Genomic DNA, 14,170 nt, shown 5'->3' with positions numbered 1-14,170 from the left:
TTCTGTTCGTAACTGACCCTTCACTCAGGGTTATTTCCCGAGCCTGACACTTTTCAGACGCAACGCATTCACAATGACGCTGACGGAGGAAAGAGCCATGGCCGCCGCCGCAATAACTGGCGACAGCAGTATTCCATACACAGGATAAAGCAGACCTGCAGCCACAGGCACGCCAAGTGCGTTGTAGATAAATGCAAAAAACAGATTCTGTCGGATATTTTTCATGGTGATTTCTGACAGATGACGGGCCCTGTTCAGTATCATCAAGTCGCCTTTGAGAAGGGTGACTCCGGCACTTTCAATTGCCACATCTGTACCCGTTCCCATGGCTATACCCACGTCAGCCGCTGCCAGCGCCGGGGCATCATTCACACCGTCTCCGGCCATCGCAACCACATGGCCAGACGCTTTCAGTCGGGTTATCACTGCTTTTTTGCCATCCGGCAGAATTCCGGCTTCAACCTCATCTATTCCCAGTTTCCGTGCGACTGCTTCAGCAGTAAGCTGGTTATCCCCGGTGAGCATAACAATGCGGATCCCCGCCTGACGCAAAGCTTTAAGCGCATCCGGCGTGGTTGTTTTCACGGGATCCGAGATAGCTATCAGGCCTGCAAGGTCCCCGTCTGTGGCCACATAGATAACGGTAGCGCCTTCCATCCGCAACGTATCCGCAACGGCCTTTTGATTATCAATAACGATACTGTTTTCCTGCATAGCCAGTTCATTACCAATAACAACCCGTTGACCTTCGACATCGCCTGAGACACCTTTACCCGACGGTGCATCGAAATGAGTGACTGCGGGTATTGCGATCCCCTTTTCCTGTGCTGCTTTAACTACTGCCATACCCAGCGGATGCTGCGAGCCTTTTTCCACTGCGGCTGTTACACGCAAAAGAGATGTTTCCCCACCCGGATTGAGACTGATAATCCCTGTCACCGTAGGCGAACCTTCCGTGAGCGTGCCTGTTTTGTCGACAACCAGCGTGTCCACTTTTTCAAGACGCTCAAGGGCTTCGGCATTCCTGATTAACACCCCGGCCTGGGCTCCTTTGCCCACCCCCACCATTATCGACATCGGCGTGGCCAGCCCCAGCGCGCAGGGACAGGCAATAATCAGGACCGACACAGCCGCAATGAGACCGTGCGCCATCCTGGGCTCGGGCCCCCAGACAGACCAGATCACGAAAGCAACAACCGCGATAAGTATCACCAGAGGAACAAACCAGCCTGAAACGCTGTCAGCCATTCTCTGGATGGGGGCACGCGAACGCTGTGCATCAGCGACCATCTGAACAATTCGTGAGAGCATTGTTTCATCACCGACTTTCTCTGCACGGATGATGAGACTCCCTGTCTGATTAATGGTCCCCCCGATGACAGGGTCACCCTCCGTTTTGGTAACCGGCATAGATTCCCCGGTCACCATCGATTCATCAACGGTTGTTTTGCCTTCGATCACAATACCGTCGACCGGAATACTCTCTCCTGGTCTGATGCGGAGCTTATCGCCAGGCAGAACATCTTCCGCATTAATATCCGTTTCATGACCGTCATGATCCAGCCGCCTGGCGGTTTTGGGGGCAAGATTCAGTAGTGCAGTAATGGCACCTGAGGTTTGTTCCCGTGCCCGCAGCTCAAGAACCTGTCCCAGCAGAACAAGCACCGTAATAACTGCTGCGGCTTCAAAATAAACGGCCACCAGGCCATCCATGTTTCTGAACGATGCAGGAAACCAGGAGGGGAAGACGGTTGCAATGACGCTGTACACCCAGGCTACGCCGGTGCCCATTGCAACAAGGGTAAACATATTCAGGGAGCGGTTACGTAACGACATTCCGGCCCGGGCGAAGAATGGCCAGCCACACCACAACACGACAGGAGAGGCCAGAAGCAGCTGCAGCCATGTGTTGTACTGTGGCGGTACTGTATTCCTCAAGGCGGGAAACAGATGAGATCCCATTTCGAGTACCAGAACCGGAAACGCCAGCAACAACCCCAGCCAGAAGCGTCTTGTCATGTCGCGAAGTTCATCACTTGGCCCCGTGGATGCCGTAGCTACGAGCGGCTCCAGTGCCATTCCACAGACAGGACAGCTTCCGGGACCACTGCGGCGTATCTCCGGGTGCATCGGACATGTCCACACACCTTCAGAATTCTCTTTCTCCGCCTGGTGGTGAGGCTGTTTTATCTGATCAGGGCTGACTTCGTGATGATCGTGGTGATGGTGATGGGAATGTTCACTGGCATCTTCGGTAAGATAACGATCGGGATGGGCTTTAAATTTACTCTCACAGCTGGCGGAGCAGAAATAAAGTTGATGGTCCTGGTATCGAATGCTGCTGTGCGCCCTGTCGGGCAGGATGGCCATCCCGCACACGGGATCTCTCACCTTATGCAATACGTGGCCCTCGTCCGGGGATAATGTCTGCTCAGAAGCAGTCTGGTTGTTGTGTTGCACTGCATTGTCATTTTTCACAGTAACTCTCCTTATGCATACCGAAGCATCTTCTGTCTTCAGGGTATGTCATGGATGCGATTACCACGAATATCGCCGGCACAGGAGTGCCTGCTACCGGCGTCCCGTTATCAGCCGTTCCGCTGACTATTCGATTCGCTGGAAGACTTTTTTACTTTCATCCGGTGAGAATGCGATAACATCGTAAGCCTCTTTTCGGGCTCCCATCTCCATTCCAGGACTTCCTGCTGGCATACCGGGGGTGGCGAGACCGTATATACCCGAACCAGACTGCATTGCCTTATGTATCGTTGTCGCAGGCACATGGCCTTCAATGATCAAATTACCGGCAACCGCGGTATGACAACTTCGTAGTCCTGCAGGAATAGCATGCTTTTCTTTCAGGGCTGACAGCGCCTGATCATTCATGACGTGAGTTCGTACTTCAAACCCGTCTTTTTCCATCGCCTTGCCCCACAGGGAACAACAGCCACAGTTTTCAGATTTGTACATATCAATCACTTTTTCACTCGCCATTGCGGGCAGTGAAAGGCCGAGAGCCAGGGCCACCAGGACCACTTTTTTCATACTCACCTCTGTATATTATCGATATAACCCCTGACGTCAGGATGAATCAGTACAGAAGGGCACCCACAGAGGATGCCCTTACAGGGTTATGACACGCTTTTTTTATGTCTGCGCAGCCAGATTAATTTGTAGGCGGCAGGAATTATGAACAGGGACAGCAGCGGAGCCGTGATCATCCCACCAATCATGGGTGCCGCGATACGGCTCATGACTTCTGAACCTGCACCGGTTCCCCAGAGTATTGGCAGCAGACCCGCAATGATCACCGCCACGGTCATGGCTTTCGGCCGGACACGCAGCACGGCACCATGATAGAGGGCTTCATCAAGACCTTCCGGTGTGAACGTCTCTTTACGGGACAATTCCGGGTGCGCTTCAATGGCATGACGCAGATACATCAGCATGACCACGCCAAACTCTGCTGCCACCCCGGCCAGAGCGATAAACCCCGTTCCGGTTGCGACAGACATATGGAAGCCCTGCCAGTACAGGAACCATATCCCGCCAACCAGGGCGAACGGCAGGCTCATCAGGATCAGCAGGGCTTCATCAACCCGGCGGAATGCCAGATACAACAGGATGAAGATGATCATCACCGTCATCGGCACCATCAGCTTCAGTTTCTTGTTGGCATGCTCAAGCAGTTCAAACTGTCCGGAGAATGACACGCTGGTACCCGGTCTCAGTTTCACTTTCTGACTGATCGCCGTTTTAATGTCATTAACCACCGACACCATATCCCTGCCGCGCGCGTCAATGTAAATCCAGCTGGCTGGACGGGCATTTTCCGTTTTCAGCATAGTCGGCCCGGAAACGACCTTAATATCCGCAACATCGCCCAGCGTGATCTGCTGCTTCATCGGGGTCAGGATCGGCATCTGTTTCAGGGCCTGCGGGCTGTTCCGGTAATCCTGCGGATAGCGGATATTAATCGGGTACCGGGCCACGCCTTCAACCGTTTCCCCTACCGTCGCGCCGCCGATGGCTGATGAGATGAACAGCTGCACATCGCCCACCGTCATTCCGTAGCGGGAGGCTTTTTCCCGGTTGATATCCACATCAATGTAGCGCCCGCCTTCCAGTCGCTCTGCGAGAGCAGACACTACGCCGGGTACGGTTTTGGCGACCGCTTCGATACTCTGCGCCGTTGCATCGATATCGGACAGAACCGTTCCGGACACCTTGATACCTATCGGGCTTTTGATCCCGGTTGAGAGCATATCAATACGGTTACGGATTGGCGGCACCCAGAGGTTTGCCAGCCCCGGTAAACGGACGGTCCTGTCGAGTTCTTCAATAATCTTGTCAATCGTCATGCCTGGACGCCACTGATCCTCTGGTTTGAGCTGGATCGTGGTTTCAACCATTTCGAGCGGTGCGGAATCCGTGGCGGTCTCTGCTTTACCGGTCTTGCCAAATACAGAGGCCACTTCAGGAACGCTTTTGATTAACTTGTCCGTCGTCTGCAGGAGCGCTGCAGCTTCAGCCGGAGAGACACCCGGCAGGGTCGACGGCATATACAACAGGTCGCCCTCGTTAATCTTCGGCAGAAACTCACCGCCCACCTGGCTCAGCGGCCAGATAACGGTGAAAATGGACAAGGCCGCAACCAGCAGGGTTGTTTTTGGCCAGTGGAGAACCCGCAACAGCAATGGATGATACGCTTTGATCAGTACCCGGTTCAGGGGGTTACTGGTCTCTGCAGGAATTTTCCCCCGGATCCAGAATCCCATCAGAATCGGAATGACGATGATGGCCAGCGCGGCCGCGCCCGCCATGGAGTACGTTTTCGTGAATGCCAGCGGGCCAAACAGACGTCCTTCCTGACCTTCCAGGGTAAAGATAGGAATAAAGGACAGGGTGATGATCAGCAGGCTGATAAACAGTGCGGGTCCCACTTCAACGGAGGCATCGGTAATCACCTTCCAGCGGGTGGCGTTGTCAATCTGCTCACCCGGATGCTGATGATCCCACTCCTCAAGCCGCTTATGCGCATTCTCAATCATCACAATGGCGGCATCCACCATCGCACCGACGGCAATCGCTATCCCTCCCAGCGACATGATATTGGCGTTCAGTCCCTGGAAGTGCATGACGATAAAGGCGATACACAGACCAAGCGGCAGAGAGATAATCGCCACCAGGGCAGAACGTACGTGCCACAGGAACAGGGCACAGACGATGGCCACCACGATAAACTCTTCCAGAAGTTTGGAACTGAGGTTATCAATCGCCCGGTCGATGAGCTGGCTGCGATCGTAGGTGGTCACGATTTCAACGCCTTCCGGCAGGCTGGCCTTCAGCGTCTCAAGTTTATCCCTCACTGCCGTGATAACGTCGCGTGCATTTTTACCCGACCGCAGGATCACCACGCCGCCAGCGACTTCGCCCTGGCCGTTCAGCTCGGCAATACCACGCCGCATTTCAGGCCCGGTCTGCACGCGGGCAACATCCCGCAGATAAACCGGCACGCCGTTCTCGCCTGTTTTCAGGACGATGTTATTAAAATCATCAATGCTCTGAAGATAACCGCTGGCACGGACCATATACTCAGCTTCGGCCATTTCAACGGATGAGCCACCGGCCTCCTGGTTAGACGATTCAAGGGCCTGTTTCACTTCGGGCAGGCTGATACCATACTGAGACAGTTTTACCGGATTGACCTGAATCTGGTACTGTTTCACCACGCCGCCAACCGAAGCGACCTCAGCCACGTTCGGGATGGTTTTCAGCTCAAATTTCAGGAACCAGTCCTGCAGAGAACGCAGTTCTGAAAGGTCGTGTTTTCCGCTGCGATCGACAAGGGCATATTCAAATATCCAGCCCACCCCCGTGGCGTCCGGACCGATTTCAGAACTCACACCGGCGGGCAGTTTTCCCTGTACCTGGTTCAGGTACTCCAGCACGCGGGAACGGGCCCAGTACAGATCGGTGCCGTCTTCAAAAATGACATACACATACGAATCACCGAACTGTGAAAAACCACGCACGGTTTTTGCGCCAGGCACGGACAGCATGGTGGTGGTAAGTGGATAGGTGACCTGGTTTTCTACAATCTGCGGGGCCTGGCCGGGATAGCTGGTTTTGATAATGACCTGCACATCTGACAGGTCAGGCAAGGCATCGACAGGCGTGTTAATAATCGTCCATGTGCCCCAGATGCTGAGAAACAGGGCCCCCATCATGACCAGGAAACGGTTGGCGACAGAGCGCCGGATAATCCATTCAATCATCGTCGTCTCCTCAGTGCCCTGAATGCATATTTACAGGCTGGTCAGACATTGCTGGCATACTGCTTTCTGTTTTTTCAGGGTGGCGCATACGTTCCAGTGCGCCCGTAATATTGGCTTCAGAGTCAATGAGGAACAGGCCACTGACCACCACGGTATCGCCTTCATTCAGGCCGGAGCCGATGCCGGACTGTTGCTGTGACTCATGCAGAACGTGGATCTGTTTCGGCACAAACTTGCCTTCATCATCAACAGTAATCACGCGCTGTTCTTTGCCGGTATCGATAACGGCCTGGCTTGGTATTAGCAGCATCTCCTGGCTTCTGGTATTCAGTTTGAGATAGGCATTCATGCCCGGTTTGAGAAACTCATCCTTATTAGAAACTTGGAGACGGACCTGAAGCGTACGGGTTGTCTGATCCACGCTGGGAAGAATGTTCCATTTTTCGACATGGAATGTTTTATCCGGATAAGCCGGTACCGAAATTTCAAACTGCGACGTATCTTTCAGCAGATAGGCGATAGATTCTGGCACTGCAGCGCTGATCCAGACCGGGTCCATCCCCTGAATCTGAGCCACCACCTTATCTTTCGAAATATTCATGCCGGTGCGCAGGTCAAATGCAGTAATGACACCATCAATAGGTGCTTTAATGGTAAAACGGGTCTGAATGCTCCGGGTAGAACGCAGTCTCTGAATATCCTCTTCCGGCATACCTGCCAGGCGAAGCCGTTCCAGAACGCCTTTAATTTGCGTGGAAGTACCACCGGTGCTGGATAACAGAAGGAATTCACTCTGTGCTTCCACCCAGTCCGGAATGGTAATATCGATAAGTGGCGTCCCCTTCTTCACATGATCGCCAATCGTCATGGGGTAGACTTTTTCGACAAACCCGTCAGAACGCGCCTGCACAATAACAAACTGATACTCGTTATAGCTGACATTAGCCGGGATTGTCTGAGAATAATTCAGCATTCCTCGCGTGACTTTTTGCGTTTTTAATCCCAGATTCTGAACCTGGGTTGGGTCGATACGGATCCCGCCACTGCTTTTATCGCCACTGTCATCAGCATATTTTGGCACCAGGTCCATATCCATAAAGGGCGATTTTCCGGGTTTATCAAATTTGGTATCCGGTTTCATTGGGTCATACCAGAAAAGCACCTTTCGTTCCGGTGCCTTTTGTTCTGTTTTTTCTGTCTTTTGTGCTGAGTTTACATACTGCCAGGCAGTAACCGATATCAGCCCCCCTGCTATGAGGCTGCTGATAATTATTGCAGCATATTTTATCTTTAAAGAAGCCATACAATTTTCCGCTAAAAAATCAAAACACCTGGCATATGCGCCTGACGGTTAACTCACACATATACCTATGTGAATGTACAGGCGCACAGGATGTAATCGCTCCGGACAGCCAATCAGGACTGCGTCACGTTAATGCTTTTAAGTAAAGAAATATTACCCTGCTGAATAAACGAGAAATCGACATGGTTGCCGGTTTTCAGGGCATTGATAGCGTCGTCTGCATTAACAAAAGTGAAGCGCATGGTCATTGCAGGCCAGCCCACCGCAGGGATTGCTTCGTGCGAAATGGTGATCTTTTTACTATTTATATCAATTTCTTTAACGACACCGGTGCCCTTGATAACCTGCTGTACCGAAGCATCACTGGCAGTATTCATATCGCCATGCTGATGTGTTTCAGCATGAAGACCGGCAGAAAACATGACAGAGAAGGCACCAAATAAAACGGCTTTAAGTGAATTACGCATTTTAAATTTCCTGATTAATGAAATAAATTTACTCTACCCAACCGCCACCCAGTGCGGTAAACAGATTAATTTCGTTAACCTGCCGGGAATAGGTAAGATCGAGAATGGTTTGCTGCGTAGCGAAGAGAGAACGCTCTGCATCCAGCACTTCAATGTAACTGACAGCACCACTGGAATATAATCCTCTGGCACGCTGGAGAGTTATCTGAAGTGAATCAAGATAACGCTGCTGTGACTCAAGTTGCTGGCTAAGGCTGTCGCGCAGCGCAAGCGTGTCGGAAACATCCTTAAAGGCTGACTGAATTTTTTGTTCGTAATTAACCACCGACTGTTGCTGGCGAATTTCAGCCAGCTTCAGATTGGCTTTATTCCTGCCAGCATTAAATATAGGAATTTCAATTTTAGGGATAAAATTCCACATTCCACTTCCTGACGTAAACAGGCTGGACAGCTCCGTACTGCTTGCGGAAAGACCACTGGTCAGGGTAATTGAGGGGAAAAAGGCCGCTCGCGCTGCGCCAATATTGGCATCAGCCGCTTTCAGCTGATATTCCGCTTCCATAATATCCGGTCGCTGCAGCAAAATTTGTGAAGACAGATTTGGTGGCAATTTTACTGGGGCTATCTCCCCGCCTTTCATCCCTTTTTCTGACGGAAGTGCGCGGTACGTTCCCAGCACCAGTTGCAGGGCATTGTTTGCCTGAGCCAGATCGCCTTCTCGTTTGGCTATTTCGGCGCGGGTACTTTCGATTTGTCCTCGCGCCTGTTCAAGTGCCAGAACGTTCGTACTCCCGGTCACGAGCTGCTGCTCAACGAAAGCATAGGACTGTTGATAATTTTTCAGCGTTTCCCGCGCAATACGAAGTTGTTCGTACGCCAGTTGCTGGCTGAAATAGCTTTGTGAAACGTTGGATACCAGCAGGATGTGTACGGCCCGACGGGCTTCTTCGCTGGCAAAGTAGTTCTGGCGATCAGCATCACTCATGTTCTTAAGTTTGCCGAAAAAATCGAGCTCATAACTGAACTCCAGACCTGCGCCGTACTCCTGTGTGGTCGGCTTGTCACCTTTCAGACCACCGCTGTATGTGATCCCGGATGAGGCATTCAGCTGGGGATAACGATCTGCATCCGTGACGTTGAACTGGGCCCGGGCCTCTTCAACCTTCAGTGCAGCCATTCTCAAATCACGGTTATTAGTCAGGGCTTCAGTAATCAGCCGGGTGACCTGGGGATCGACAAAAAAGTTACGCCAGCCCGTATCCTGATAGCCATTCACCGCTGGCGTCAGGCTGTTACGGGACAGTGAAAACTGCTGGGGTACCGGTGCTGCCGGACGCTGATATTCAGGCGCCAGAGAGACACAACCAGCCAGAATGAAGATTGTGCTGATGCTGAGTAGTTTTAATTTGAACATATTGCTTCTCGTCCAGGCAGACCTGGTAAATGGTTCAAATGAAGTTCAGAGTATTACCAGGGTTACTTTACAGAATGCACTCTGTTTGTCGGGTGACAGAATAATGACAATGTTGTCATTTTTACGGTAATTCGTTGATTACGATCGTGTGCGCAATAGAATGACATTAGCAGCCAGACGGGGAGCAAGATGAAAATATTGATCGTCGAAGACGAAATTAAAACAGGTGAATATCTCAGCAAAGGGCTTACAGAGGCAGGGTTCGTAGTGGATCACGCTGATAATGGTCTTACCGGATATCATCTCGCCATGACAGCCGAGTATGATTTAGTCATTCTGGACATCATGCTGCCTGATGTGAACGGCTGGGATATCATCCGCATGCTGCGCACTGCCGGAAAGGGTATGCCGGTCTTACTACTGACGGCCCTCGGCACGATCGAACACAGGGTCAAAGGACTGGAACTGGGTGCGGACGATTATCTGGTTAAACCCTTTGCGTTTGCCGAACTGCTGGCCCGGGTGAGAACCCTTCTGAGGCGGGGAAACGCGATGATCACGGAAAGCCAGTTTAGGGTGGCTGATCTCTCGATGGATCTCGTATCCAGAAAAGTCAGTCGCGCCGGAAACCGCATTGTGCTCACCAGTAAAGAGTTCAGCCTGCTGGAATTTTTCATTCGCCATCAGGGCGAGGTTCTTCCCCGTTCCCTGATTGCCTCTCAGGTCTGGGACATGAATTTTGACAGCGACACTAACGCGATTGATGTCGCCGTAAAGCGACTCCGCGCTAAAATAGACAACGATTACGGGACAAAGCTGATCCAGACTGTCCGGGGCGTGGGCTATATGCTGGAGGCCCCGGATGCATAGCAAACCTTCCAGGCGCCCTTTCTCACTCGCCCTGCGGCTGACCTTTTTTATCAGCCTGTCCACGATACTGGCTTTTATCGCCTTCACCTGGTTTATGCTGCATTCTGTTGAAAATCATTTTGCCGAGCAGGATGTCAGCGATCTTCAACAAATCAGCACTACCCTGAACCGTATACTGCAGTCCCCGGTGGATCCGGATGAAAAAAAAGTAAGCAAAATAAAGGAGTCGATTGCCAGCTACCGCAACGTTGCCCTTTTGCTCCTCAATCCCAGGGGGGAAGTGCTCTTTAGTTCAGCGCAGGGGGCGGCACTACACCCGGCCGTGAATTCCGCAGATTTTAGCGAGCACAGCCGCGCACGGGATGTCTTTCTCTGGACGGTGGAGGATCCTGCGAGACCGATGGATACCGGGTCTGAAATGAAGATGGAAACATACCGGATTATCGCCTCCTCTGGCCAGGCGATATTTCAGGGCAAACAGCAGAATTATGTCATGCTGACTGGCCTCTCCATTAATTTCCATCTCCATTACCTCGATGCGCTGAAAAAAAATCTGATTGCGATCGCCGTCGTGATAAGCCTGCTGATTGTTCTGATCATTCGCATCGCTGTCCGTCAGGGGCACCTGCCCCTTCGTAATGTCAGCAATGCCATTAAAAACATCACCTCCGAGAATCTTGATGCGCGGCTGGAACCGACACGCGTTCCCATTGAGCTGGAGCAACTGGTTATCTCGTTCAATCATATGATTGGAAAGATTGAGGACGTCTTTACCCGCCAGGCCAATTTCTCTGCCGATATCGCGCATGAGATCAGAACGCCCATCACCAATCTGGTGACGCAGACTGAAATCGCACTGAGTCAGGATCGAACCCAGAAGGAACTTGAGGATGTCCTCTACTCCAGTCTTGAAGAGTATAACCGGATGACCAAAATGGTCAGCGACATGCTGTTTCTGGCACAGGCGGACAATAACCAGCTTATACCTGACAGGGTCCGTTTTGACCTCAGAGCAGAAGTCATGAAAGTCTTCGAGTTTTTCGAAGCCTGGGCCGAAGAACGCAATATCACGCTCAAATTTAACGGGATGCCCTGCCTGGTTGAGGGAGATCCACAAATGTTCAGAAGAGCGATCAATAATCTGTTATCCAATGCCCTGCGTTATACCCCGGAGGGACAGGCCATCACAGTCTCAATAAGAAAGCAGGAGAGCTTTTTTGACCTTGTGATTGAAAATCCAGGGAAACCGATCCCTGAAGAACATTTATCAAGGCTGTTTGACCGTTTTTATCGGGTGGATCCATCCAGACAACGAAAAGGAGAAGGCAGCGGCATCGGCCTTGCGATTGTGAAGTCAATCGTGGAAGCACATCACGGAAGAGTGCAGGTGGAATCAGACGTACGCTCCACGCGTTTTATCTTATCCGTGCCCAGACTGGAGAAAATGATCCCGGAAACCCAATGCTGAAAATAAAGATGTAAATGACAAAGATGTCATTAGCCTGTCATGCAGCAAACAGAAGCCATTCGATATAATTAGTGCAACTTATCAGGAAGGCTGGATTGCTTCATCAATACCCGGCGTCAGAGTACGCCAGGAAATGAATATCCAGCCCTCTTCCGGAGAAATAAACGCTGCCGAACTTGTTTCAGTTATGGAACTGAAAACACCGGTTGTACTTCCCCGGACATCACTAATTCAGAAATGGAGAGTTATCATGAAAAATATCGTATTAGCATCTTTGCTGGGCTTTGGTTTAATTTCATCGGCCTGGGCCACTGAAACCGTGAATATCCATGATCGCGTCAACAATGCACAGGCTCCTGCTCACCAGATGCAGTCTGCTGCGGCTCCTGTCGGGATCCAGGGGACTGCTCCTCGTATGACCGGTATGGACCAGCATGAACAGGCCATTATTGCTCATGAAACCATGACGAACGGTTCGGCGGATGCGCACCAGAAAATGGTGGAAAGTCATCAGAAGATGATGGGAAATAACACGGTATCCACGACCGTCCCGTCAACGTCTTACGCGGCGATGAATGAGCATGAAAGAGCAGCGGTTGCCCATGAATTCATGAATAACGGGCAATCCGGCCCACATCAGGCCATGGCCGAAGCGCACCGCCGCATGATCAATGCAGGCTGAATGCGACGGTAGTATCCGTGCTGTTACCTTTTCCCTGATAGATTTTCCTGAAACAACGTTGCTACATTTTTGCCCCCCGTCAGGGGGCTTTTTTGTCTGACTCAGCTACACTTAACCGGTACCTGTCTGAAAGGAATTATTATAGGGGTCTGACGCTCAGTGGAACGAAAACTCACGTTAAGCGATTGTGGCTGAGAAAAACCAAAGGATCCGGCGAGGATCCTTTGGTGTGCTGACATGACCAGTTTCTTTTGGGATATTTTTTCCCTGCATGAAGTCCTTTATGTCCTGATCATAATGCCATTAAAAATTCTATGCTATGGCTTCGCTATTTTAGACATTCCCTAACAGCTTTGTCTAAATCCGCCACATAAATTGGGGTAGGATGCCCAGATTTCATTTTCCATACAGTATATCCTCCCTTTGTTGCTTTGCCGCGCAGCTCTGTCTGCTTTCCTTCTGTGATTGACCTGCCCCCACGATTAGATACAACACTCAGTTAGTAACGTCGGAATCTTCATTCTCAGAATGACCCTTTCTCCAGCCCGCTGCAAATTCAGACGGTGTCTGATAATTCAGCGTGGAGTGCGGGCGGCATTCGTTATAATCCTGCCGCCAGTCATTAATAATTTTCCTGGCATGAACGATATCGCTGAACCAGTGCTCATTCAAACATTCATCGCGAAATCGTCCGTTAAAGCTCTCAATAAATCCGTTCTGCGTTGGCTTGCCCGGCTGGATTAAGCGCAACTCAACACCATGCTCAAAGGCCCATTGATCCAGTGCACGGCAAGTGAACTCCGGCCCCTGGTCAGTTCTTATCGTCGCCGGATAGCCTCGAAACAGTGCAATGCTGTCCAGAATACGCGTGACCTGAACGCCTGAAATCCCAAAGGCAACAGTGACCGTCAGGCATTCCTTTGTGAAATCATCGACGCAGGTAAGACACTTGATCCTGCGACCGGTGGAAAGTGCGTCCATGACGAAATCCATCGACCAGGTCAGATTGGGCGCCGCCGGACGGAGCAGCGGCAGACGTTCTGTTGCCAGCCCTTTACGACGTCTTCTGCGTTTTACGCCCAGGCCACTGAGGTGATAAAGCCGGTACACGCGCTTATGATTAACATGAAGCCCTTCACGGCGCAGCAACTGCCAAATACGACGGTAGCCAAAACGCCTGCGCTCCAGTGCCAGCTCAATGATGCGCCCTGATAAATGCGCATCAGCAGCCGGACGGTGAGCCTCATAGCGGCAGGTCGACAGGGATAAACCTGTAAGCCTGCAGGCACGACGTTGCGACAGACCGGTCGCATCACACATCAACATCACGGTTTCCCGCTTCTGGTCTGTCGTCAGTACTTTCGCCCAAGAGCCACCTGAAGCGCCTCTTTATCCAGCATGGCTTCGGCAAGCAGCTTCTTGAGTCTGGTGTTCTCTTCCTCAAGCGACTTCAGGCGCTTAACTTCAGGCACCTCCATACCGCCATACTTCTTACGCCAGGTGTAAAACGTGGCATCGGAAATGGCATGCTTGCGGCAGAGTTCACGGGCGGGTACCCCAGCTTCGGCTTCGCGGAGAATACTGATGATCTGTTCGTCGGAAAAACGCTTCTTCATGGGGATGTCCTCATGTGGCTTATGAAGACATTACTAACATCGGGGTGTACTAATCAACGGGGAGCAGGTCAA

At 51.5% G+C, this 14,170-nt stretch carries 10 protein-coding genes; 3 read left to right on the top strand and 7 right to left on the bottom strand.

The genetic code is table 11. The features are described from left to right. Positions 1-30: 30 nt before the first annotated feature. The 6 genes from silP to silC form a co-directional block, all read right to left on the bottom strand. On the bottom strand, positions 31-2,478 hold the full coding sequence (gene silP, locus OGX89_RS05635; protein WP_049042645.1) for an Ag(+)-translocating P-type ATPase SilP: 2,448 nt from the start codon (positions 2,476-2,478) through the stop codon (positions 31-33). Between the two features lie 126 nt (positions 2,479-2,604). Next, entirely contained in the window at positions 2,605-3,045 is a 441-nt protein-coding gene (locus OGX89_RS05630; RefSeq protein WP_126957225.1) for a DUF411 domain-containing protein, read from the bottom strand. An 86-nt stretch (positions 3,046-3,131) separates the two neighbouring features. Next, the gene (gene silA, locus OGX89_RS05625; protein WP_000574029.1) at positions 3,132-6,278 is read right to left on the bottom strand and encodes a Cu(+)/Ag(+) efflux RND transporter permease subunit SilA; all 3,147 of its coding nucleotides are present in this window, start codon (positions 6,276-6,278) and stop codon (positions 3,132-3,134) included. Positions 6,279-6,288: 10 nt separating this feature from the next. Beyond that, positions 6,289-7,581: a Cu(+)/Ag(+) efflux RND transporter periplasmic adaptor subunit SilB gene (silB, locus tag OGX89_RS05620; protein WP_000157620.1), complete on the bottom strand. Its 1,293-nt coding sequence runs from the start codon at positions 7,579-7,581 to the stop codon at positions 6,289-6,291. Positions 7,582-7,694: 113 nt separating this feature from the next. Next, on the bottom strand, positions 7,695-8,048 hold the full coding sequence (gene cusF, locus OGX89_RS05615; RefSeq protein ID WP_008786772.1) for a cation efflux system protein CusF: 354 nt from the start codon (positions 8,046-8,048) through the stop codon (positions 7,695-7,697). Positions 8,049-8,076: 28 nt separating this feature from the next. After that, entirely contained in the window at positions 8,077-9,462 is a 1,386-nt protein-coding gene (gene silC, locus OGX89_RS05610; RefSeq protein WP_126957227.1) for a Cu(+)/Ag(+) efflux RND transporter outer membrane channel SilC, read from the bottom strand. Positions 9,463-9,651: 189 nt separating this feature from the next. Between silC and silR the strand changes: the two genes are divergently transcribed. The 3 genes from silR (at position 9,652) to silE (ending at position 12,482) form a co-directional block, all read left to right on the top strand. Beyond that, positions 9,652-10,332, top strand: coding sequence for a copper/silver response regulator transcription factor SilR (gene silR / locus OGX89_RS05605; RefSeq protein WP_038633715.1), 681 nt, complete (start codon positions 9,652-9,654; stop codon positions 10,330-10,332). After that, positions 10,325-11,800, top strand: a complete 1,476-nt coding sequence (silS, locus tag OGX89_RS05600) for a copper/silver sensor histidine kinase SilS (protein ID WP_032433718.1) — start codon at positions 10,325-10,327, stop codon at positions 11,798-11,800. The genes silR and silS overlap by 8 nt, the downstream gene beginning before the upstream one ends. Positions 11,801-12,050: 250 nt before the next feature. Beyond that, the gene (gene silE, locus OGX89_RS05595; RefSeq protein ID WP_000790483.1) at positions 12,051-12,482 is read left to right on the top strand and encodes a silver-binding protein SilE; all 432 of its coding nucleotides are present in this window, start codon (positions 12,051-12,053) and stop codon (positions 12,480-12,482) included. A gap of 495 nt (positions 12,483-12,977) precedes the next feature. Here silE and OGX89_RS05590 read toward each other — a convergent pair. Then, positions 12,978-14,098 (bottom strand): IS3-like element ISSen4 family transposase gene (locus OGX89_RS05590; RefSeq protein ID WP_136754148.1). Its coding sequence is split into 2 segments (ribosomal slippage): positions 12,978-13,840 and positions 13,840-14,098, totalling 1,122 coding nucleotides; the frame shifts between segments, so codons are not numbered across the junction. Positions 14,099-14,170: the final 72 nt, after the last annotated feature.

It is taken from the genome of Citrobacter sp. Cpo103, assembly GCF_030332605.1.
In the GTDB taxonomy this organism is placed as follows: Bacteria; Pseudomonadota; Gammaproteobacteria; order Enterobacterales; family Enterobacteriaceae; genus Citrobacter; species Citrobacter portucalensis.
Note: the sequence above shows the minus strand (reverse complement) of the source record. Positions and strands in the feature narration are given on the sequence as shown.

Coding starts and splice junctions, on each gene's coding strand:
- silR (WP_038633715.1), top strand. CDS start 9,652: ATGAAAATATTGATCGTCGAAGACGAAATTAAAACAGGTGAATATCTC.
- silC (WP_126957227.1), bottom strand. CDS start 9,462: ATGTTCAAATTAAAACTACTCAGCATCAGCACAATCTTCATTCTGGCT.
- silB (WP_000157620.1), bottom strand. CDS start 7,581: ATGGCTTCTTTAAAGATAAAATATGCTGCAATAATTATCAGCAGCCTC.
- silA (WP_000574029.1), bottom strand. CDS start 6,278: ATGATTGAATGGATTATCCGGCGCTCTGTCGCCAACCGTTTCCTGGTC.
- cusF (WP_008786772.1), bottom strand. CDS start 8,048: ATGCGTAATTCACTTAAAGCCGTTTTATTTGGTGCCTTCTCTGTCATG.
- silS (WP_032433718.1), top strand. CDS start 10,325: ATGCATAGCAAACCTTCCAGGCGCCCTTTCTCACTCGCCCTGCGGCTG.
- silE (WP_000790483.1), top strand. CDS start 12,051: ATGAAAAATATCGTATTAGCATCTTTGCTGGGCTTTGGTTTAATTTCA.
- OGX89_RS05630 (WP_126957225.1), bottom strand. CDS start 3,045: ATGAAAAAAGTGGTCCTGGTGGCCCTGGCTCTCGGCCTTTCACTGCCC.